At 38.3% G+C, this 21,363-nt stretch carries 20 protein-coding genes and 1 tRNA gene; 14 read left to right on the top strand and 7 right to left on the bottom strand.

The annotated features are described in order from the left end of the window. Nucleotides 1–113 precede the first annotated feature (113 nt). The 7 genes from FT993_RS07855 (at nucleotide 114) to FT993_RS12310 (ending at nucleotide 7,521) form a co-directional block, all read left to right on the top strand. Nucleotides 114–677, top strand: coding sequence for a DUF3109 family protein (locus tag FT993_RS07855; RefSeq protein ID WP_147861987.1), 564 nt, complete (start codon nucleotides 114–116; stop codon nucleotides 675–677). Between the two features lie 211 nt (nucleotides 678–888). Next, nucleotides 889–1,674 carry a DUF4412 domain-containing protein gene (locus tag FT993_RS07850; RefSeq protein ID WP_147861986.1) on the top strand — a complete coding sequence of 262 codons (786 nt, stop codon included), beginning with the start codon at nucleotides 889–891 and terminating at the stop codon, nucleotides 1,672–1,674. A gap of 51 nt (nucleotides 1,675–1,725) precedes the next feature. Then, the gene (locus tag FT993_RS07845) at nucleotides 1,726–2,241 is read left to right on the top strand and encodes an autotransporter outer membrane beta-barrel domain-containing protein (RefSeq protein WP_147861985.1); all 516 of its coding nucleotides are present in this window, start codon (nucleotides 1,726–1,728) and stop codon (nucleotides 2,239–2,241) included. A 26-nt stretch (nucleotides 2,242–2,267) separates the two neighbouring features. Beyond that, nucleotides 2,268–2,882 carry a hypothetical protein gene (locus FT993_RS07840; protein WP_147861984.1) on the top strand — a complete coding sequence of 205 codons (615 nt, stop codon included), beginning with the start codon at nucleotides 2,268–2,270 and terminating at the stop codon, nucleotides 2,880–2,882. 289 nt (nucleotides 2,883–3,171) lie between these two features. Continuing rightward, nucleotides 3,172–4,521 (top strand): dGTP triphosphohydrolase, encoded by a 1,350-nt coding sequence (gene dgt, locus FT993_RS07835; protein ID WP_147861983.1) that lies wholly within the window; start codon nucleotides 3,172–3,174, stop codon nucleotides 4,519–4,521. A 41-nt stretch (nucleotides 4,522–4,562) separates the two neighbouring features. After that, the gene (locus FT993_RS07830) at nucleotides 4,563–7,184 is read left to right on the top strand and encodes a T9SS-dependent M36 family metallopeptidase (RefSeq protein WP_147861982.1); all 2,622 of its coding nucleotides are present in this window, start codon (nucleotides 4,563–4,565) and stop codon (nucleotides 7,182–7,184) included. A 166-nt stretch (nucleotides 7,185–7,350) separates the two neighbouring features. Continuing rightward, nucleotides 7,351–7,521 carry a hypothetical protein gene (locus FT993_RS12310; RefSeq protein ID WP_187240779.1) on the top strand — a complete coding sequence of 57 codons (171 nt, stop codon included), beginning with the start codon at nucleotides 7,351–7,353 and terminating at the stop codon, nucleotides 7,519–7,521. Here the strand turns inward: FT993_RS12310 and FT993_RS07825 are convergent. Next, nucleotides 7,518–9,302: a 1-deoxy-D-xylulose-5-phosphate synthase gene (locus FT993_RS07825; RefSeq protein ID WP_147862024.1), complete on the bottom strand. Its 1,785-nt coding sequence runs from the start codon at nucleotides 9,300–9,302 to the stop codon at nucleotides 7,518–7,520. The two genes, FT993_RS12310 and FT993_RS07825, sit on opposite strands and share 4 nt — an antisense overlap. 37 nt (nucleotides 9,303–9,339) lie before the next feature. Here FT993_RS07825 and FT993_RS07820 point away from each other — a divergent pair, with 37 nt between their 5' ends. The 3 genes from FT993_RS07820 (at nucleotide 9,340) to pncA (ending at nucleotide 12,040) form a co-directional block, all read left to right on the top strand. Further along, a complete protein-coding gene (locus tag FT993_RS07820) occupies nucleotides 9,340–9,786 on the top strand; it encodes a nucleoside deaminase (RefSeq protein ID WP_147861981.1) in 447 nt (148 codons plus the stop codon). Nucleotides 9,787–10,010: 224 nt separating this feature from the next. Continuing rightward, a complete protein-coding gene (locus FT993_RS07815) occupies nucleotides 10,011–11,417 on the top strand; it encodes a nicotinate phosphoribosyltransferase (protein WP_147861980.1) in 1,407 nt (468 codons plus the stop codon). Nucleotides 11,418–11,419: 2 nt separating this feature from the next. Then, nucleotides 11,420–12,040 (top strand): bifunctional nicotinamidase/pyrazinamidase, encoded by a 621-nt coding sequence (pncA, locus tag FT993_RS07810; protein WP_147861979.1) that lies wholly within the window; start codon nucleotides 11,420–11,422, stop codon nucleotides 12,038–12,040. Here the strand turns inward: pncA and FT993_RS07805 are convergent. The 5 genes from FT993_RS07805 to rseP all read right to left on the bottom strand — a co-directional run bounded on the left by FT993_RS07805 (nucleotide 12,037) and on the right by rseP (nucleotide 17,264). Next, the gene (locus tag FT993_RS07805) at nucleotides 12,037–13,275 is read right to left on the bottom strand and encodes a DUF4886 domain-containing protein (RefSeq protein ID WP_147861978.1); all 1,239 of its coding nucleotides are present in this window, start codon (nucleotides 13,273–13,275) and stop codon (nucleotides 12,037–12,039) included. The genes pncA and FT993_RS07805 overlap by 4 nt on opposite strands. A 146-nt stretch (nucleotides 13,276–13,421) precedes the next feature. Next, nucleotides 13,422–14,687, bottom strand: coding sequence for an outer membrane beta-barrel protein (locus tag FT993_RS07800; RefSeq protein WP_147861977.1), 1,266 nt, complete (start codon nucleotides 14,685–14,687; stop codon nucleotides 13,422–13,424). 169 nt (nucleotides 14,688–14,856) lie between these two features. After that, entirely contained in the window at nucleotides 14,857–15,378 is a 522-nt protein-coding gene (locus tag FT993_RS07795; RefSeq protein WP_147861976.1) for a hypothetical protein, read from the bottom strand. Between the two features lie 408 nt (nucleotides 15,379–15,786). Then, nucleotides 15,787–15,860: transfer RNA gene (locus FT993_RS07790), tRNA-Asn, on the bottom strand. Between the two features lie 84 nt (nucleotides 15,861–15,944). Continuing rightward, nucleotides 15,945–17,264 carry an RIP metalloprotease RseP gene (gene rseP / locus FT993_RS07785; protein ID WP_147861975.1) on the bottom strand — a complete coding sequence of 440 codons (1,320 nt, stop codon included), beginning with the start codon at nucleotides 17,262–17,264 and terminating at the stop codon, nucleotides 15,945–15,947. 334 nt (nucleotides 17,265–17,598) lie between these two features. Here rseP and FT993_RS07780 point away from each other — a divergent pair, with 334 nt between their 5' ends. From FT993_RS07780 to FT993_RS12305, 4 genes are all read left to right on the top strand, one after another. Continuing rightward, nucleotides 17,599–18,282 (top strand): SCO family protein, encoded by a 684-nt coding sequence (locus FT993_RS07780; protein ID WP_147861974.1) that lies wholly within the window; start codon nucleotides 17,599–17,601, stop codon nucleotides 18,280–18,282. A 77-nt stretch (nucleotides 18,283–18,359) separates the two neighbouring features. Then, nucleotides 18,360–18,584: a ferrous iron transport protein A gene (locus tag FT993_RS07775; RefSeq protein ID WP_370450889.1), complete on the top strand. Its 225-nt coding sequence runs from the start codon at nucleotides 18,360–18,362 to the stop codon at nucleotides 18,582–18,584. Between the two features lie 5 nt (nucleotides 18,585–18,589). Further along, a complete protein-coding gene (gene feoB, locus FT993_RS07770; RefSeq protein WP_147861973.1) occupies nucleotides 18,590–20,689 on the top strand; it encodes a ferrous iron transport protein B in 2,100 nt (699 codons plus the stop codon). 10 nt (nucleotides 20,690–20,699) lie between these two features. After that, a complete protein-coding gene (locus tag FT993_RS12305) occupies nucleotides 20,700–20,843 on the top strand; it encodes a hypothetical protein (RefSeq protein ID WP_187240778.1) in 144 nt (47 codons plus the stop codon). Between the two features lie 81 nt (nucleotides 20,844–20,924). Here the strand turns inward: FT993_RS12305 and FT993_RS07765 are convergent, their stop codons facing one another. Next, a complete protein-coding gene (locus tag FT993_RS07765; RefSeq protein WP_147861972.1) occupies nucleotides 20,925–21,359 on the bottom strand; it encodes a hypothetical protein in 435 nt (144 codons plus the stop codon). Nucleotides 21,360–21,363 lie beyond the last annotated feature (4 nt).

Raw genomic sequence — 21,363 nt, 5'->3', positions numbered from 1 at the left:
CTTTGTTTTAAAAGCCCGCAAAATTAAAATTTAAATCGGGTTTTAAAGAATATAATTTTTAAATTTTTCATAAATTTTTATAAGCGTATCTTTGCCTAAAATCGGTAATAAGCATGTTTCAAATCGGTAAAACAATCGTATCAGAAGATATACTCACTAAAGATTTTGTTTGCAACCTAAAAGCCTGCAAAGGAGCTTGTTGTGTAGAAGGTGAAGCTGGCGCGCCAGTGGAGCCTGAAGAGGTGAGCCAGTTAGAAGAAGTTTACTCAAATGTAAAGCCTTATTTGAGGCCAGAAGGTATAAAGGCCATCGAGGAACAAGGCTTATATGTAAGCAATGATTTAGGCGAATTGGAAACGCCATTGGTAAATGGCGGAGAATGTGCCTATGTCACTTTTGACGATAAAGGCACAGCCCTTTGCGGAATTGAAGCCGCTTATCGCGATGGAAAAACCAAATGGAAAAAACCGATTTCTTGTGAATTGTACCCTGTACGTGTACAGCGTTATTCAGATTTTGCCGCGGTAAATTACCACCGTTGGCCCATTTGCGATGATGCTTGTAGCTTAGGAAAGCAACTACAAACTCCTATTTATAAATTTGTAAAAGAAGCGCTAATAAAGAAATTCGGTGAAGATTGGTATGCCCAAATCGAGAAAACCGCTCAAGATTTATAAGCTTTTGCCTACTTGGTAATAGGCGTTTATAACAAGGTTTTCAATACCCAGTATCGGGTATCTTTTGCAAGCTAACAATCTGTATTTCAGTATTTTGCTAGTTACACACAAAAAACAACCACTTACAAACTAATTAGGTTCAATTGCAAATTGAGCCTTTTTTATTGCCTTTATTCGTCTGATATTTGAGTCAACCAAAAACCGCAAACTGATGGATGCACGAATGAAATATGTACTGATTGCTTTTAGTTTTTTGATAGGGCTGAGTCCTTGTGAGGCCCAAATTTTTAAAAAGCTTAAAAAGAGAGTTGAGCAAAAAGCCGAACAAGTTATCATTGATAAATCGGCCGATAAGGCTGCCAAAGGCGTTGAAAGCGGGATGGACGATATTTTAAGTGCACCTGAAAACATTCGCGTAAAGTCGAGCAAAATCGCACCCAAAGAGCATTATCATTTTGACTATACCTATGTGCTTGAGATGCAAAGTCAAAAACAGCAAATAAAAATGACCTATTTTCTAAACACAGACAACCAGTATATGGGTATAAAATTGCAAGACGCTGGCGCTGACATGTTTATGGTAATCGATGCACAAAAGAACACACAATTCAGTTTTATTCAGGCTGGCAATCAAAAAATAGTTCAGGCCATGCAGGTCGATTTGGAGGAAGATACTTGGGAAGATGAAAGCGATTACCAATTTAGTGAGTTACCCTCAAAGAAAATTTTAGGCTATCAATGCAAAGGCAAGCGCTACACCAATGATGAATATCAAATCGACCTGTATTTTACGCAAGAGGTTCCGGTAAAAATGATTTATCAACAAAATCAAAACCTCAAGAATTTCCCTGAAGGTTTTGATCCCAACGAAAACGGCTTGGTATTATTAATGGACTTCAAGCACCATAATAAATCAAAACGTAATATGCGTATGCGCTGCATAAGTTTAGAGAAAGAACCTTTTAGTTTTTCGACAGCTGGTTACCAACAATTTTAAACAAACAAACCTTAATCACTAATAACTAACTATCAACTAAACCATTACATTATGAAACTAAAATTACTTTTTACCGCACTTTGTTTAATCGCTATAGGTCTATGGACTAGCCACGCTCAAATGCAAACCAAAATTGGAGCCGCATTGGCTTACGGTACCGAAATTGAAAACATCGGTTTGGGGGCTACAGCCGAATTTCATATTGCAGAACGCATTAGTCTTTCTCCCAATTTTATTTATTACTTCCCTAAAGAAGAAGGACCAATAAAAGTAAATTGGTGGGAAATAAATGCAGACGGGCATTATTACTTTCTAGCCGATGAGGGTATTCAGGTCTTTGGACTTGCGGGGGTAAATTACAGTCAGGTTAAAGTGAAATCTGATATTGATTTTGGTCCGTTTGGCGGTGGCGATTTTGAAGCCAGCGATGATCGGGTAGGCTTAAATATTGGAGCAGGTATTAATTTTGACCTTGGCTCAAACTTAGTACCCTTTGCCAAACTTAAATATGTAATCATAGATGAAGGTCAAGCAGTAATTGCCGCCGGCGTAAAATTTAAAATATAAACTAACTACTACAAACCAATCTTATTATGCAACTTAATTATCAATCTATTAAACTTAGCTTTTTGCTTTTAGCGAGTTTCATGCTTATCGCTTGCAGTAGCGATGACGATTCTGCTTCGCCAACAGGTGAAAATAACGATCAGAGCTCGTACATTTTAAACATCGAGAACAAAGGTGAATTCAGCAACACCTTTATAACAGATACCGAAGGCAGTGATTGGAACAATATGGCTGCCGTTTATGTGAATAGCGACGGAATTGAAGGCTTAAGCATTTCGCTTAGCGATGAAGATAAAAATTTATATCTCACAGGCTTTATAAAAATGAATAATGGTAAAGCCATGCCGCTCACCGACTATGATAGCGAAGAAAACAATCCAGAAAATAGTTCGGCTCTAGCCATTACTTTCACAGGGTTTACCGGTGAAGGCTATATATCTCGCTCGGGAACCGTAACGGTAAAGAACCTAAAAACCTATTTTGCTACCGAAGAGGGCGGCCTAGCTAGTCTAGATTTAATTTTAGACGGTATTTTTGACAATAGCGCCACCGAAATTAACGAATCGCTAAAAATTACGGGAACGCTTAAATTTCGTATCGGGGATGGCCTATACCCTATACCTCCCTCAATAAATTTTTGATGAACCAACTATAACCGAAACCATCAGTTTAAAAACCGGATTGTAGGTTTACCTCGTAAACGACAATTAAACTAACTAACCAATCCTTTTATCCTGTACCGACCGGTTTTCTGGTACAGGTTTTACTAAATTACAAAGCAACTTGATGGCGCAACACCGTTTAAGTTTTGTGTATTTGTGAATAGCCTCGCTATTTTTGTGTTAGCCGTGCAAAGTTGCTTTGTATTTTTTATTCTAGAACTCCCTAAAACTGCATTGAGTTTAGTATTTTTACCCGTAAAACTAACGCATGAACTGGGAACAATTACTAGCACTTACCCGTTACGGAGATGAGCAACCGCGTCTTCGAAAAGACCAAGACGATACCCGATTAGGCTTTGAAGTAGATTATGACAGGGTTATTTTCTCTTCGGCTTTTAGGAGTCTACAAGACAAAACCCAAGTAATTCCATTTTCTAAAACAGACTTTGTTCATACTCGGCTTACCCACAGCTTAGAAGTTTCTGTAGTAGGGCGCTCTTTGGGTCGACAAGTAGGGAAGAAAATTATCGAAAAATACCCCTACCTTCAAGAAGATTTAGGGCATCATTTTAACGATTTTGGTGCTATTGTGGCAGCTGCTTCCTTAGCTCATGACATTGGCAACCCCCCTTTTGGTCATGCAGGTGAAAAAGCCATGGGTGAATTTTTTCTTAGCGGAAAAGGCCAGCGTTTTAAAGACCAAATGACTGCAACACAATACCAAGATTTAATAAAATTTGAAGGAAATGCCAATGGTTTTAAACTACTAAACGAAACGAAAAACGGCAACCTTAACGGTTTACGGCTATCTTATGCCACTTTAGGAGCTTTTACTAAATACCCAAAAGAATCTTTACCGCACAAACCCAGTAACCAAATAAGCGATAAGAAATTTGGTTTTTTCCAGTCAGAAAAACAACTATTTGAAAGTGTAGCCAAAGGTTTAGGCCTAAAAAAGAAAGGCGATGCCCTGAATATCCACTACCATCGTCATCCGTTAACTTTTTTGGTTGAAGCTGCCGATGACATTTGTTATACCATCATCGATTTTGAAGACGGAATAAATTTAGGACTAATCCCCGAAGATAAAGCCTTAGAATACCTCATCCAATTAGTAAAGAAAAGTATAAACACTAGCAAGTACCACTCGCTTACTAGCGTTGGTAGCCGCTTAAGTTATTTACGTTCGCTGGCAATAAACACCTTAATACAAGATGCTGTACGGGTATTTTTAGAGAATGAAGAAGCCATTCTGCAAGGTGAATTTCATCATGCCTTGCTCGACTTCTCGGTGTATGCACCCCAAATAAAAGATATTATCTCTATATCGGTTGAAAAAGTATACCAAAGTCAAGAGGTTATTGAAAAAGAAATTGTGGGCTACCAAGTTATTCACAAGTTGCTAGAGGTTTTTACCGAAGCCATTGAGAACAAAATTAAACACGCTCAAAACAATTATCACGAACTCATTCTTAAAGGATTTTTACAAGACTTTGAGTTGCCCCAAGCTGGCGAAGAAGCATACGATTGGTTAATTCGGCTCACAAGCCACGTAGCGGCCTTAAGCGATAGTCAAGCGTTAAGAATGTACCAAAAATTAAACGCCATACGTTTTTAAGTTCCTTTTTAATATATTTGCAAAAAATTGCGTCATTATTTATGAAAAATCACCTCTTTTATCTCTTTTTATTTTCTTTTTTGTGGCTAACCCCTTCCGCGGAAGCTCAAAGTCAAGAATTCTTACCTCAGATCAAAGCTTACTTAGGTCAAAATAGTTCGCTCAGTCCACAAGATATGCAGCAATTGGTAGTGCGTGACAGTCATTTTGCCACCAGCACGCAAGCCCAAATGCTGTATGTAGATCAATATTATAAAGGCGTACCACTGCAGCAAGCTGTAGGAAGTTTTGCCATTAAAAACAATAAAATAGTTGCAGCCAATCACCGTTTTATTGAACAGCTTGCACAACAAATAAGCAGCAGCCAAGCTAACTTGAGCCCTATTGAAGCAGTAAACCAAGCAGCGGCTTACTTAAAACTAGAGGGAACAGCCGCTGAGATTATTGAGCAAGATCCTCAAAAAAACACTTATCTCATCGCTCAAAATGGCTTATCAAAAAAAGAAATACCAGTAAAATTGGTCTACCAATCGACTGAAGCAGGCTACAGAATGGCTTATAACCTGCGTATATTTACCTTAGATGATTTGCATTGGTGGTCGGTTAGTATTGATGCCGCAACTGGAGAAGTTTTACACGTAAACGATTATCTTTTGCACTGCCAGTTTGAAGAAGTTCCTCACACGCACGAAAAAACGGATGCTACTCCACCTAATTTCACATTAGAAAATCAACAACAAAGCTTGGTAGGCAATGCAGCCTATCGCGTATTCCCTATGCCCATTGAATCCCCTTCTTACGGAAATCGTGTTTTGGTCAATCAACCCGCCGATGCTGTAGCCTCTCCTTTTGGTTGGCACGATATAGATGGTGTGAGCGGAAATGAATTTACCAGCACTCTTGGTAATAATGTCTTTGCAGCCGATTCGCGTGACGGTAACTTTGGAAACTCACCCGATGGCGGAAGCAACTTGGTTTTTGATTTCCCGTTAAACCTCAACCAAGACCCAAAGGGATACCTAGATGCATCGGTAACCAATCTTTTTTATTGGAGTAATTTAGCGCACGACGTATGGTATCAATATGGTTTTGATGAGGCTAGTGGTAATTTTCAAAGGTACAATTACACCAACCAAGGCTTGGCCAATGATGAGGTGTATGCTCGCGGACAATTTAACGCCGATGCAGGACCTGGAAACAATGCTTTTTTTGGTACGTTAGAAGACGGTAATGCGGCAAGTATGAGTATGTTTACTTGGGGAGCACCAGGCGACCCTAATTTGCTTCAAATCGCTAGTCCGAATAATTTAGCCGGAGCTTATGCAGCCAAAGCTGCTTCTTTTGGTCCGTCTATCACCAGTACCGGAGTAAGCGGAAATTTGGTCTTAGCCGAAGATGCTACCCCAGATATTTATAATGCTTGTGAGCCTTTTATCAATACCAATGCTTTAAACAACCAAATTGCGGTAATTAGACGCGGTAGCTGTAATTTTACCTCAAAAGTATTGCAAGCCCAAAATGCTGGAGCCGTTGGGGTGATTGTAGTGAATAATGTAAATGGACCCACTATAAATATGGGAGGAAACCCCAGCGCCACCATTACTATTCCTAGCATTATGATTGATTTGAATACAGGTAGTAACCTAATTAGCAATTTAGAAAATGGAGTAAGCATACAGGCGAGTATTAAAAACGACGGACCCTATCAAAAAGATGGTTCGCTCGATGGCGGAATTATCGCCCACGAATACGGACACGGTATTTCTATCCGCTTGACGGGTGGCGCAGGAACTGCCGATTGCTTATATCCTTGTGAAATTACCAATCCTGACGGAAGTTGTTTTCAAGCTACCGAACAAATGGGTGAAGGATGGAGCGATTATGTCGCTTTAATGATGACTTTAAAAGCAAGCGATACCCGAACCGATGCTAGAGGCATTGCCACCTATGTGGTGAACCAACAGCCGGGCGGTACAGGGATTAGACCTTATGCTTATTCAACCGATTTTAGCATCAATCCCGCTACTTATGACCTTACCAATAATCCAAACTTAAGCGCTCCCCACGGAGTAGGTTTTGTATGGGCCACAATGCTTTGGGAAATGACTTGGGATTTTATTGATCTTTACGGATTTGATCCCGATATTTATAATGGCACAGGCGGTAATAATATGGCCATGCAATTAGTGATAGATGCATTAAAACTACAACCTTGTAATCCTGGCTTTATAGACGGTCGTGATGCCATCTTACAAGCCGATATGATTTTAAACAATGGTGCCAATCAGTGTCTCATTTGGGATGCTTTTGCGCGCAGAGGTTTAGGATTTAGTGCCGACCAAGGAAGCTCGCTAGACCGTACTGACCAATTGGAAGCTTTTGACTTGCCTACTACTTGTACGATGGGAACCGCCACACCGCAGCAAAATTTGTTTCAGGTATACCCTAATCCTACAGAAGGTTTAATACAATTACGTCAACACCAACAACCTGAAGCATTTAAAGTACAAGTATTTGATGTTAAGGGTAGATTGCTTTTAGAACAAGAATTTAATGCCCAACAACAGACGCAGGTGAATTTAAGCATCTTAAATACGGGAGTTTATCTTTTACAAATAAATACAGCGAACCAACAACAAGTTGAAAAGCTAATCATAAATTAAAACTTAGCCGCTTAATATTAAAAGTTAAAAAGAAAACTTTAAAAACTCGGGTAGTTCAAAGACTACCCGAGTTGTTATTTATAAAGCAGTTTATTCTAACTTTTAGAATTTCTTGAACTTTTGTATTTTTAAAATGTAATTAAGAATCAAATAAATTGATGTCTTTATGAAATACTTGAAATATGATTTGATTTTTATTGGCTGCTGTAGCGCACTGTTATTTTTGGCCATACAACAAAATTGGTTAGTTGAGTATCAAGGCTTTATTTTACTACCTATTCTATGTGCTTACTTTGCTGGTAAATGGGTAGGCAAAAGAAAAATAAAACGAAATTAATCGCTGGCTAAGGCCTTAATTTGCCGCCCAATACTTGCGGCGTCTATTTTAGCCAAAGATTTTAATTCGGCTATGCTACCTTGTTCGATAAACATATCAGGAATTCCTAGTTTTACAAAACTACCTGGATATTTTTGCTGAACCAGAAAGTCTTGTATGGCACCACCTACTCCTCCTATTTTCGAAGCATCCTCAATGCTTATTATATGTTGATAAGCGGGAATTTGCTGAGCGAGTAACTCGGTATCTAATGGCTTTACAAAACGCAAATCGATTAAACCAACTTGTGTTTGTATGTTTTCTGGTAAATTGTTTATAGCATCTTGTGCATCGTAAACCGATGAGCCTAGGGCTAGAATTAGAATACGCGTCCCGGTTTTTAACAAATTAGCTTTACCTATGGGTAGCGTTTTAAAGGCTTGTTGCCATTTTAACTCTCTTCCTCTCCCCCGGGGATAACGAATCGCTAAAGGCATATCTAGCTTTTTAGATGCCGTATACAATAAATTACGTAAATCGATTAAATTGCTTGGTGCAGCGATTTGCAAATTGGGTATACAACGCAAATAAGCAATATCAAAAATACCATGGTGTGTGGCCCCATCTTCTCCTACTAAGCCAGCGCGGTCTATACAAAAAACCACCGGTAAATTTTGCAAGGCTACATCGTGAATCACTTGGTCATAAGCGCGTTGCAAAAATGTAGAATATATAGCACAAAAGACCCGTAAACCTTGGGTAGCCATACCCGCGGCAAGGGTTACCGCATGTTGTTCGGCTATGCCCACATCGATTGCCCTTTGTGGGAAAGCCTGCATCATATATTTAAGCGAACTTCCTGTTGGCATAGCTGGGGTGATTGCAAAAATCTGATCGTTCTGTTGTGCTAATTCCAATAAACTCAAACCAAAAACATCTTGAAATTTAGGAGGCAAATGAGCCTCTTGCTTGGGTAAAATCTCACCCGTAATTCGATCAAATTTTCCTGGTGCATGATAGCGCACTTGGTCCAATTCGGCTGGTTTTAAACCCTTACCTTTTGTGGTAATCACGTGTAAAAATTTGGGTCCTTCTACCCTTTCCATCGCCTCAAAAGCACGTAATAAGGCAGATAAGTCGTGACCATCTACTGGGCCGGTGTAATGAAAATTAAGTGCTTCAATAATATTGGCTTGCCTGGGTTTTTTACCAACTGTGGCTTTGGTGAGGTAATTTTTCAGCGCTCCTACACTAGGGTCAATACCCATAGCGTTATCATTTAAGATGATCCATAAATTTGCTGGGGTTACCCCCGCGTGATTTAGCCCTTCAAAAGCCATACCGCTGGCTATAGAAGCATCGCCTATCACCGCTACGTGCCTTTTGGTATAATCTCCTTTTAATTGTGCTGCTAGTGCCATACCCAAAGCTGCCGAAATAGAAGTTGAACTATGGCCCACTCCAAAGCTATCATAAGGACTTTCGCTACGCCTTGGAAAACCACTTAAACCATTAAATTGCCTATTGGTTTCAAAAATGGCGCGTCTACCGGTTAAAATTTTATGACCATAGGCTTGATGTCCAACATCCCAAACCAACTGATCGTAAGGAGTATTGAAATAATAATGCAAGGCTACGGTCAACTCGACCACACCCAAACTAGCCCCTAAATGTCCTTCTTTACTTGCCACCGCATCAATAATAAACCTACGCAACTCTTGCGCTACCTGCGGTAATTTTTCGGTTGATAATTGCCGCAAATCTTTGGGTGAATCTATTGTATTTAATAAAGGAGTTTCCATACTTTGCAAAGGTAAAACTTGCAAACGATATTTAACTATGCTTTCTCCTTTTGATGACACCTATTTTATGAAAAAAGCTATAGATGAAGCGCAAAATGCCTATGAACGCGGAGAAATACCTGTAGGCTGTGTCATTGTAAGCGGCGAACAAATTATTGCGCGCGGACATAATTTAACCGAGAGCCTAAACGATGTTACCGCCCACGCCGAGATGCAAGGAATTACCGCTGCGGCAAATTACCTAGGCGGCAAATACTTAAAAAATTGCACGCTTTATGTTAGCTTAGAGCCTTGCCAGATGTGCGCTGGAGCATTATATTGGAGTCAGATAGATCGAGTGGTTATTGCTGCCGAAGACCTGCATAGAGGTTACCGACAAATGGGAGGAAGTCTACACCCAAAAACAAAAGTTGAATTTGGTTTATTACAAGAAGAATCGGCTCAACTGTTGCAAAGTTTTTTCAAAGAACGCCGGAAAAAATAAAGCAGGATCAAAGAGTAGTCTTCATATTTTTCTTTACTATTTACCTATATAAAACCTGTTAGGGATAGCAGCGGTTACCCTGCAGGTGGCGTTAAGCCACCGAAGCGTATGAGCGCATAGCCCGGCTGCCGATGACTTATGGCAGAACAGCCTAACATGATTTCTTTAACATTTGAAAAGCCTTTTCTAAACGCAATTGCTTATCTTTGATTAAAAAACTTATCGTGCCCAATTATACCGCCACATACACCGATTTGTACCAGCTTAGCATGGCACAGGTTTATTTTAATGAAAATCATCACAGTCAAAAGGCAGTTTTTGATTACTATTTTAGAAAAAATCCTTACCAAGGTGGTTATACTGTTTTTGCAGGTTTAGAAACGCTCCTTGAAAATCTAAACGACTTTCAATTTTCGAAAGAAGATCTTGATTACCTAGCTGAGCAGCATTTTGAAGCAAATTTTTTAAACTATTTAAAAGATTTTCGCTTTCGCGGATCGATTTATTCTGTATTAGAAGGTGATGTGGTATTTCCCAATCAGCCTATCTTGCGGGTAGAAGGCTCACTGCTTGAAGCCCAATTAATTGAGACTTTTTTATTGAATATGCTCAATTTTCAGAGTTTAATCGCTACCAAAGCTCGCCGCATGCGTTATATCGCTCCCAATGGCGTTTTACTCGATTTTGGTCTGCGAAGGGCTCACGGTCCTGGTGGTTATTATGCCTCGCGTGCTGCTTTTATTGGTGGTTTTAATGGCACCAGCAACGTAATAGCGGCTAAGCAGTTTGACATACCTGTATCGGGTACCATGGCGCATTCTTTTGTGCAAAGCTATGACGATGAGCTCCAAGCTTTTAGAGATTTTGCGCAAAACCGTCCTAAAAATTGCGTTTTATTGGTTGACACCTACAACACTTTAAAAAGCGGATTGCCACACGCCATCACGGTAGCAAAAGAAATGGAAGAGCGCGGAGAAAAGTTAATGGGTATTCGCTTAGATAGTGGCGATTTGGCTTATTTTGCTAAAGAATGCAGAAAACGACTCGATGCGGAAGGCTTGTCTTATGTGAAAATTGCCGTTTCAAATCAGTTGGATGAGTACGTAATTAAAAGTTTGCAAGAGCAGGAGGCTCCAATAGACATTTATGGTGTGGGTACCAATTTGGTTGTTGGGAAACCCGATGCAGCTCTTGGCGGAGTTTACAAATTAGTGGCGTACAACCAAGAACCCAGAATAAAAATTTCTGAGAATATTGCCAAAATTACTATGCCCTACTCCAAACAGGTTTATAGGCTAAGTCTAGCTGATGGGCGATGGATAGGTGCAGACGCGGTAGCGCTATTCGATGAAACCGATTTTGATAGCATTCACCACCCGTTTGATCAGTATAAAAGTATGAAGATAGAGCATATAGAAAAAGAAGCTTTATTACAACCTGTGATGCTAAACGGAGAACGCTGCCAGACTCCAAAATCTTTACAAGCAATAGCCGATTATAGTGCAAAACGCTTTGCTCAATTACCCTTGGAGTATAAACGTTTTAGCAACGCTCACCATTACAAAGTGGGTATAAGTAAAAAGTTACGGGACGAAAGAGATGCTTTAATTAAAAAGTTTAAAACTATTTAAAAATGCAGGCAACAGCCTTACTACTTGTAGATATTCAAAACGATTTTATACCTGGCGGTTCCTTAGCGGTTCCCCAGGGCGATACGATTATAAAAGTGAACAACAATTTGCAGCAACATTTTGACCTAGTTGTTGCCACACAAGATTGGCATCCTTCGGGACATATTAGTTTTGCTAGTGAACACGCTAATCATAAGGTTTTTGAGTCGATTAAAATAGACGGAATAGATCAAACTCTTTGGCCCGAGCATTGCGTTCAAAATTCACGGGGAGCCGCTTTTCATCCCGATTTAAACACCCAAAAAGTAGAAGCCATTTTTAGAAAAGGTACCAACCCAAAAATCGATAGTTATTCTGCCTTTTTTGATAATGCCCATTTAAAAAGTACAGGGCTCACGGGCTATTTAAAAGAGAAAGGTGTTAAGCACATTTACTTTACTGGTTTGGCTGCCGATATTTGTGTATTTTTTTCGATTAAAGATGCTTTGCAAGAAGGTTTTAAGTGCACACTTATTGAAGATGCGACCAAAGCCCTTGATCAAAGTGTTTACCAAGAGCAAAAGCAAGAATTAAGTGCCTTGGGGGTGCAGTATGTTACTAGCGATAGCTTTGTGTTGGTTTAACGCAATTTAACAAACGAAAAAATTTGCTGATTGCCTAATCGCAAAAAATACCTGCCAGCCGCCAAATGTTGTAGATCTATTTGCGCTTGTGGTATTAATTGCCCTTGCTTGAGGGTTTTTCCCTGTAAATCATAAATACTGTATTCAAGCTTGGCTGGAGCTCCACTAAGACTCAATTGTTGATTAAGCTGATCAAAAATTAGATTGATCGTCAGTGGTTTTATTGCGGTTAAATCTAGTTTTTCAACCTTAATATTTTTTTGTTCGGTTACCGTCTTGTTGCAATAGGTAGTTTGTAAATTAACCGTATAATCACCTGGTGTAGCATAAGTGTGTTGGGGCTGCACTTGCGTGGAAGTATTTCCATCTCCAAAATCCCATTCTAGGGTTTCAAAAGTACTAGAACTTGCATCAAACTGGACCTGTAATTGATTGGTATTATAGCTGAATATCGCCTGAGCCAAATTGGGCGTGAAATCATAATTGCTCCACACATCATAAAGTTCAGTTTTCACCGCAGCTTTAATAATTTGTGCATCATTGGCCGATAAGTTACCCAAGTAAGCCAATTGAGTAGGATCTTCATTAAATATACTAGTAAAAAACGTACATGCAGCCGCAAAGCTACCTGTATAATTGGGGTGTGAACCGTCTGAAGTATATAAATTAAGATTAGGATGGTTTGTACGTAAATTGCGCCATACTCTACCTACTGGAGCTACTTGGGCTTGGTTGATCTGGCCTAAATCCATATAAGTGTTGTAAATAGCATCATCCATACCTGTGTAAGTACATACCCAAGGTGCATACGGGCAATTCCCAGCATCTCCGTTCTCTCTTCCCCAAGTCATAAATAACATAGGAACAGTGCAGTTCTGATTGGCGGTTATTTTCTGAACAAGGGACGCGACATGCGGATAAACTTCTTGCTGCATCTGCGCCATTCCAAAACTTGTTTCCTGACTTTGACCTTGTAAAATCACGGCATCCCAAGCTTGCTGATTAATTAAATTGGTAACCTGTGCATTGGCATCATGATTCAAAAAACGTGCTCCCCCAGGGGTAAAAGCTACCGCATTTAATTGGTGCCCGGCATTATTAGCCATATCGGTAACCAATTGCGCCAGATTATTGGCTCCCGTATAAGAATTTCCTATAAATAAAACCGACTTTGATTGTTGTGACCAACTAAGGCATCCGTAAAGTAGAAAAATAATGTATAAATAATAGCGCATAGTTTATATTAAAAAATGATAAGTATACATTTTTAAAGGCAAAATTATAAGCCATTAAAAACGAAATTAAATGAGTAGTCTAGATAATAAATATAAAAAGCCAACCGTGAGCGGTTGGCTTTTAAATTGTGAAGAGTGTTATTTTTTTATTTCAACAAGCTAAAATGATAGCCCAGTACTACACCTATATTGCTATATTCACTATCCCAGGTCGTATCATTTAGGAGTATGTCTCTTGGGGTCTGATAGCGAACGGCTATACTGTAGCGGTTGTTATACTTAAAACCAGCTCCCAATGAAAAACTTGTTCCCGATTGCAAAGTCAAAGCAGGTCTTTGCCCGTCAAAACTAACTTCTGAGTCTGAAAAAGGAATATCTATAATCAAGCCAGCCTCTAAAAATAACTTCGCTTTTTTGTTTAAATAAAAGTAGTGACGCCCACCAAATGCTATTTCAATTGAACTGTAGCTTACCTCGTTTACAAAACCTTCAATGGTTTTACTGCCTTCGAAATTCTGAAAAAAAGTTGGCTCTATAAAAGCCGCCCATTTGTTGTTGTGAACAGGTAAAACATATTCAACTTCAATCCCAGCAGTAAAACTGGTTTGATTATCAAACTTTGGTTTACGCGCATCACCTATAGGCGGTGCATCAGTAATTTCGAAAGATGAATTTCTAAAACCAGGTTTTATACCCAAGAATAAGTATGCTATATCATTAGTTTCCTTCTCTAAGTCATAGGTATAATTGGTCGTTTTTTCTAATTTTGCCACATCCTTATTAGTCTTAGTCGTATCTAACTCAAAACAAGCGTTATACTTTATAAAATAGTTCATCAAATCACCTTTCTTATAATCTAATCTGGTGATTTCTTTAGTCGATATTTGTTCGCAACGCAAATGATTGAATAGTTGTTGCTGATATCTATTATTGGTAGTGATGCGATCATACTGATCATAATACTTTTTATAAATCAGCGGCTCTACCCGACCATCTTTCTTCACATAAAAAAAGCGTCTTAAGTTCCCAGATTCATAATAATACAACTTTGCTTTACCCGAAACCAGCAGTTCCAAAATCAAGGTAGCTTCTTCAAGCTTAGATTGTCGCACGTGACTTAAAATATTTAAATTATCTGTACTTCGATCGATTTGCACCGTATGTCTTTCAAATCTACGTCCATGATTCAGGCCAAATGCCAACAGATTTTTTATTTCGGCTGACTGCACTTTTTCTGTTGGAGTGTTTCTGTATTTTATAGAAGTGGGCGTAGACTTCCAATCTTCATCACGGATTTCAACTTGTTGCTTCACCCCAGAATTATTTACGATATAACCGGGCAAATACTGTGTTTGACTAAAAGCAATTTGACAGCAAAAAAGCAGCAAACTGGCAAGCATTAATTTTTTCATTTGGTTTTTTTTTAGGTAAAACCCGCAAATATAAGGCAATGTTAAAATTTAACTAAAATAATGTAGGCAAATTTGAGTTGTCTTTAAAAGTACCAACAAGAATTACCCAGCAGCCGCTACTAAAAAATCCGCTTAAAGCGGATTTTAATCAATTGAAATCTAATTTAATTTATGATTTACTTTCAATCATGATTTGATTTGGAGTGCGCTTAACCCTTATGCTAAAGATTTGTTTTGTAGATGAATTCTTAGTCAATTTGTGAGCTGCTTTAGCAACCTCTTTTTGCATAATTTCTTTATCCTCGAATGTAGCCATTTTTTTCCAGGCATTTTTCGGCTCAGCATCTTTGTTACTCGCTAGTTTTACACTGGCAGCTGGCTTTAAGGTCAGAATATTATCATCAATAGTGAATTCAAAACCGATATAATACGATTCTGATTCTGGGGCGAAATCTAGGGCATACAATTCTTCCACCCAAGAAGAAATTAAGACATCTAAATCATGCTCACTTAAGTCGTAGGTAGATTCAAGAAAATTATCTGGCAGGTTTATAGACAAAGGAAAAATCTTAAATTCTTCTGCTGGTATCGCTTCAACCGTATTGGAAGCTGGCATTAACTCTTGTTCAGATTCACAAGCTATAAAAAATGCACTAAGCACTAAAATGGGAAATACAATTATTTTTTTCATAATTTTAATGAGTATTATCATTATTCATAAAGCAATATAATAATAAACAAATAACTAATTATCACCTTAAACTACAAATAGTATAGAAATACTTTATTATTGACTTGTATTTAGAACTCAATTTAAGGAAATTAAAAATGCAGAACTCTTCCTTTACAGATTAACTAGAATTTTTGCGTAAACACAACTATTGTTCTTGATCCATTTAGAGCTCAATTAAGAGGAGTAAGAAGAACTGAATTCTTCCTGTATAGACTTGAAAAATTATTTGCTTAAAAAATCAAAAACCCAGAAAATGGGATTGATCCATAATAGCCATCAAGTTTTTTAGAATATAAAATATATACGTAATAAGACATCAAGTTAGGGTAAAAACAAAAAAGCCTTACATCGCTGTAAGGCTTTTCGCTCCTCTTCTTGGGCTCGAACCAAGGACCCTCTGATTAACAGTCAGATGCTCTAACCAACTGAGCTAAAGAGGAAGGTTATTTTGCTTCGCTATGATTGCTTAGCGGATGCAAATATAAAAGCTTTTTTCAATTGAACAAAACTTTTTTTAATTTTTTTTACTCAAACAACCATCGGTACACATCATTTCCGTTAGCATATAGTACCAAAGCGATTAAAATAAAGAAACCAACCATTTGGGCATACTCCATAAACTTATCGTTAGGTTTACGTCCTGTAATTATTTCGTACAATAAGAACATCACGTGACCACCGTCTAAAGCCGGAATTGGTAGAATGTTCATAAAGGCTAACATAATTGAAATCAATGCTGTGGTTCCCCAAAAGGCTCTCCAATCCCAAGCATCTGGAAATAAACTACCAATTGCTCCAAAACCTCCCACTTGAGTGGCACCTTTTTTAGTAAACACATACTTAAACTGTGCTACATAATCGTGAAGAGTCCAATAAGTATAAGAAAAACCTTGCGAAATACTCTCGCCCAAACCGTAGGTGCGTTCCTCAAAAGTAATTGGTAAAGGTTTCGGTCTAAATCCAAAAATATTCTCTTCTCCTAAGTTCACCGGTAATTTCAAAGTGTCTGCTCCTCTTAACACACTAAGCTCAACTCGTTTTGCCTCGGTCTGATTTTTATATCGGTTGAATTCTACAAAATTATTTACTGTCTGATTGTTAAATGCTATTACTTGGTCTCCTGCCTTTAGTCCGGCTTTTTCGGCAGGACTATCGGTGGTCACCGAATCGATTGTATTACTTACCATAGGCGAAAAAGGCTGTGTAAAACCAGCCTTAAAAAGTTGCACGCCAATATCTTCTGGCAATTGCAGGGTTTCCTTAGTCCCGTCTTGGTGTAACACCTCAACCTCACTAGCGTCGCGAACCATCAAATAACTATTAATGCTCAATTGGTTTTCTAAGGCTTCGCCATTTACACTCACAATACGGTCACCATCTTTAAAACCATACTCTTGTAAAGGCTCAGCCACACTAAAACCGTTAGGTATCCCATCTTGCGTAACATAATTACTGCCCCAAACAAAGAGTATCATCATATAAATAAGAAAACCCAAGATAATATTAACTGTAACCCCACCAAGCATAATGATTAATCTTTGCCAAGCTGGTTTGCTTCTAAACTCCCATTCTTTGGGTTCTTCAGCCATTTGCTCTTTATCCATACTCTCATCTATCATCCCAGATATTTTCACATATCCGCCTAAAGGCAACCAGCCAATCCCATACACCGTATCACCAATTTTTTTCTTAAAAAGCGCGAATTTCACATCAAAAAATAAAAAGAATTTTTCAACACGGGTTTTAAAAATTTTGGCCGGTATAAAATGACCTAATTCGTGTAAAACAATTAAAAATGAAAGGCTTAATAGTAACTGTATCGCTTTAATTGCAAATGGGCTCATATTTTCTACATTATAAAAATCGCACAAAAGTACTGTTTTCTTGTGGCTTAAAAAAATATAGCCCGTAAAGCTATGCCTTAAAATTTCATAAATTTTGGGCGTTACTTGGCTTAAAAAAACGCTTTATTATTTACGTTTACAATTTTTACTACAACATGAAACGCAATGCTCAATAAAGCATTCCAAGTCGGGCTTTCGCTACTCGCTTTTTTCGGGTTCAACCACCCTCAAAAGAGCTCAGACATGCCGCTCTATCCCTAACGCAAAGACTTTTAATTTTTAACAATAAAGCGCGTGCTTGCTCTCTAAATTGCGTAATTTTGCATAAAAAAAGATGCTACAATTTTTTGCCAAGTATAAATTTTTTGCCGTGGTCATGTTGGTGCTTTCGGCCATTATAGTTACTGCGATATACCAACTTAAAGTACCTGAACCCAATCTACCTATTTATCAACCCAGTATGGTAAACAAAGAATTGGTTGATACTACGGTTCAATACATTCGTAAATATCATAAAATTGCCGATTTTGAATTGATTAATCAAAACGGTGACACCATAACGCAAGAAGATTATGCAGGTAAAATTTATATCGCCGATTTTTTCTTTACCACCTGCCAAACCATTTGCCCTATAATGACAGACCATATGGCCAAGCTTCAAGAGGTTTATAAAAACGATGAAGAGGTTATGCTGCTGTCGCATACCGTCACACCCGATATAGATACCGTGGCTCAACTTAAACGTTATGCCCAAAAGAAGGGCGTTATCGATAGTAAATGGAACTTGGTTACTGGTGACAAAAAACAGATTTATGACTTGGCCAGAAAGTCTTATTGCGTAGCCAAAACTCAAGGAGATGGCGGACCCTATGATATGATTCACACCGAGAACTTCACCTTAATCGACAATAAACGTCGTATTAGAAAATTTTATGATGGTACAGACCCAGAAGCTATAGAGGAGCTTATAGAAGACGTAAAAACATTGAAAAAAATTCAAGCTAGGGAGAAAAAATAATGATTTTTAAAAAAGCCCAGAATATTGGGCTTTTTTTTGTTACTTTTGCTTTGTTTAAATTCAATCTAAATAAAATCATGCCAACCGTAGCTCAATTAAAACGCGGACAGCGTGCAGTAGTTAAAAAATTCTGCGATGACAGTATACCACTCAAGTTACTTGAAATGGGTTGCCTACCAGGCAATGCAATCGAGTTGTTGCAAATCGCTCCTTTTAAAGATCCGTTATATTTAAACATCAATGGGAGTTATGTAGCCATCCGTAAAGATATCGCCGAAAAGATTGAAGTTGAATTAGCATAGTAATTATGGCCAAACAATTAAATGTAGCGCTAATAGGTAATCCCAATACCGGTAAAACCTCTGTATTTAATCAGCTTACCGGGCTAAACCAGCAAGTAGGGAATTATCCTGGGATTACGGTGGAGAAAAAAGAAGGTGTAGCCAAATTATCTCGTACTCACAAAGCACATATTCTAGATCTACCGGGTACTTATAGTTTAAATGCCTCTTCATTAGACGAAAACCTAGTTATCGAGCTTTTATTAAATAAAAACGATAAAGATTATCCAGATGTTGCCGTAGTAATTAGTGACGTAGAGAATCTTAAGCGCAATTTATTGCTTTTTACGCAAATAAAAGATTTGGGGCTTCCTACCATATTGGTGATCAATATGGCAGACCGAATGGACCGCAAAGGAATTAGTCTTGATATACCGGTGCTTGAAAAAGAGTTAAAAACCAAGATTGCACTGGTAAGCTCGCGCAAAAATACGGGTATTGATTATTTGAAAGAACTTATTATTCAATACCAAAATTTGTCTACAGAACCCTGTGTCAACGCTTCGAGCATTGATCCGACCTATTTTGATCGCTTACGTCAGGCTTTTCCTAACCAATCACTATACAAACTATGGTTAGTGATTACCCAAGATGTTAATTTTGGCAATTTGAATCGTAAGGCAATTTTGCCCGACAGCGATTTTACTCCAAAAGCACACTCCGAACTTAAACGATTACAGCAAAAGGAAACCATTGCTCGCTATCAATTTATCAATGGTGTTCTAAAACAAGGCTTTACCAAAGATGTAAATGCTGCCAAAGATTTGCGTGGTCGTTTAGACCGTGTTTTGACGCATAAAGTATGGGGATACGCCATTTTTTTTGGCATTATGCTTTTGATTTTTCAAGCGATTTATGATTGGTCGAGCTACCCTATGGACTTCATCGATTCTACCTTTGCTTCTTTTAGCGAGTGGGCCAAAGACAGTTTGCCCCCAGGCATGTTTACCGACCTTATTGCCGAAGGTATAATTCCTGGTATTGGAGGCGTGGTGATTTTTATACCTCAAATTGCCTTTTTATTTCTTTTTATCTCGATTCTAGAAGAAAGTGGCTATATGAGCCGAGTGGTTTTTTTGATGGATAAAATCATGAAAAGATTTGGCTTAAGCGGAAAAAGTGTTGTTCCATTGGTTTCGGGTACGGCCTGTGCAATTCCAGCTGTAATGGCTACTCGAAATATTGAAGATTGGAAAGAACGGCTCATCACCATTTTGGTAGTTCCTTTTACAACCTGCTCGGCTCGATTACCCGTATATTTAATCATCATTTCTTTAGTTATTCCAGATGAACGCGTATTAGGCTTGTTTAATTTACAGGGGCTTACGCTAATGTTATTGTATTTACTTGGCTTTGGTATGTCGGTATTTTCAGCCTGGGTGCTTAACAAGTTGCTTAAAATGCGAAGCAAAAGCTATTTTGTTATAGAAATGCCCGATTATAAACTTCCTCTTTTTAAAAACGTTGCTATCAACGTGGTTGAAAAAACAAAATCTTTTGTCTTTGGCGCAGGTAAAATTATTTTAGCCATTTCGATTATACTTTGGGTGCTCGCCAGTTATGGCCCCACAGAAGAATTTAAAAACGCAGAAGAAATTGTAATCGAAAATTACGGCGATACTCTAAGCGAAGAAGAGTTTGACACCGAGGTAGCTTCGTTAAAATTAGAAAACTCTTATATTGGGTATATGGGGAAAGCCATTGAACCTGCCGTGGCTCCATTAGGTTATGATTGGAAGATTGGTATTGCAATCATTAGTTCGTTTGCCGCCAGAGAGGTTTTTGTAGGTACTTTAGCTACTATTTATAGTGTAGGAAGCGATAATGAGCAAACCATCAAAAGCCGAATGGCAGCCGAACAAAATCCTATCTTGGGAGGCCCTTTATTTACCTTTGCAAGTGGAATAAGCTTACTACTCTTTTATGCTTTTGCTATGCAGTGTATGAGCACCTTAGCCATTGTAAAACGTGAAACCAACTCGTGGAAATGGCCGACCATACAATTTGTAGCGATGACCCTTATGGCATACGTGGCTGCTTTAATCGCGTTTCAATTCTTAAAATAAATAAGTTATTATGTTACAAGAAATATTAGTACTTATCACTTTCACAGGAGCATTACTCTATTTGTTTACGAAATTGATTTGGACCCCAGGGTTCTTAAAGAAAAAAAGCAGTACAAAAGCCTGTGGTACAACGGGTAAAGGATGCTGCGATTAAACTGATATATAAGAAATAAAAAGGCTACTCATTAAAGTAAGCTTTTTGTTTAATAGCTATACTTTTAGTTCCTATTATTAACTAGTTTACTTTTACTTGAGTATCGATTTGTAGATAATAGTCGCTTTTATCAATAGGTTGTTGAGCTTTTGGATAAGGCATTAAATTGACCAATCGCAATTGCTGCTCAGGTGACCAATATTTCTCAAAAATTGGTGAAGCTAACGCATTCCCTTTTCCCGATACACTTAAAATCTGCTCCGCCACTAATTCGGTGTTCTTATAAAGTTTTAATTTCACCTTAGCCTCACCCGCCCAAACACAGGTTACCGATTCTGGACATCGGGAATCTTGTGCCACATCATCAAAGACTAAATTGTATTCTTGAAAAACTTGAACCGACTGGCCTAAAACTAATTTACCTACAATTTGTATAGCTGGTTTTTGTTGGGCATAGGTCATTAAACTCAAGAGTAAAAATAGTAGCAAGCCAAATGTTTTATATGAATTTTTCATGTTT

The organism is Mesonia sp. HuA40, assembly GCF_008017835.1.
Classification (GTDB): domain Bacteria; phylum Bacteroidota; class Bacteroidia; order Flavobacteriales; family Flavobacteriaceae; genus Mesonia.
Note: the sequence above shows the minus strand (reverse complement) of the source record. Positions and strands in the feature narration are given on the sequence as shown.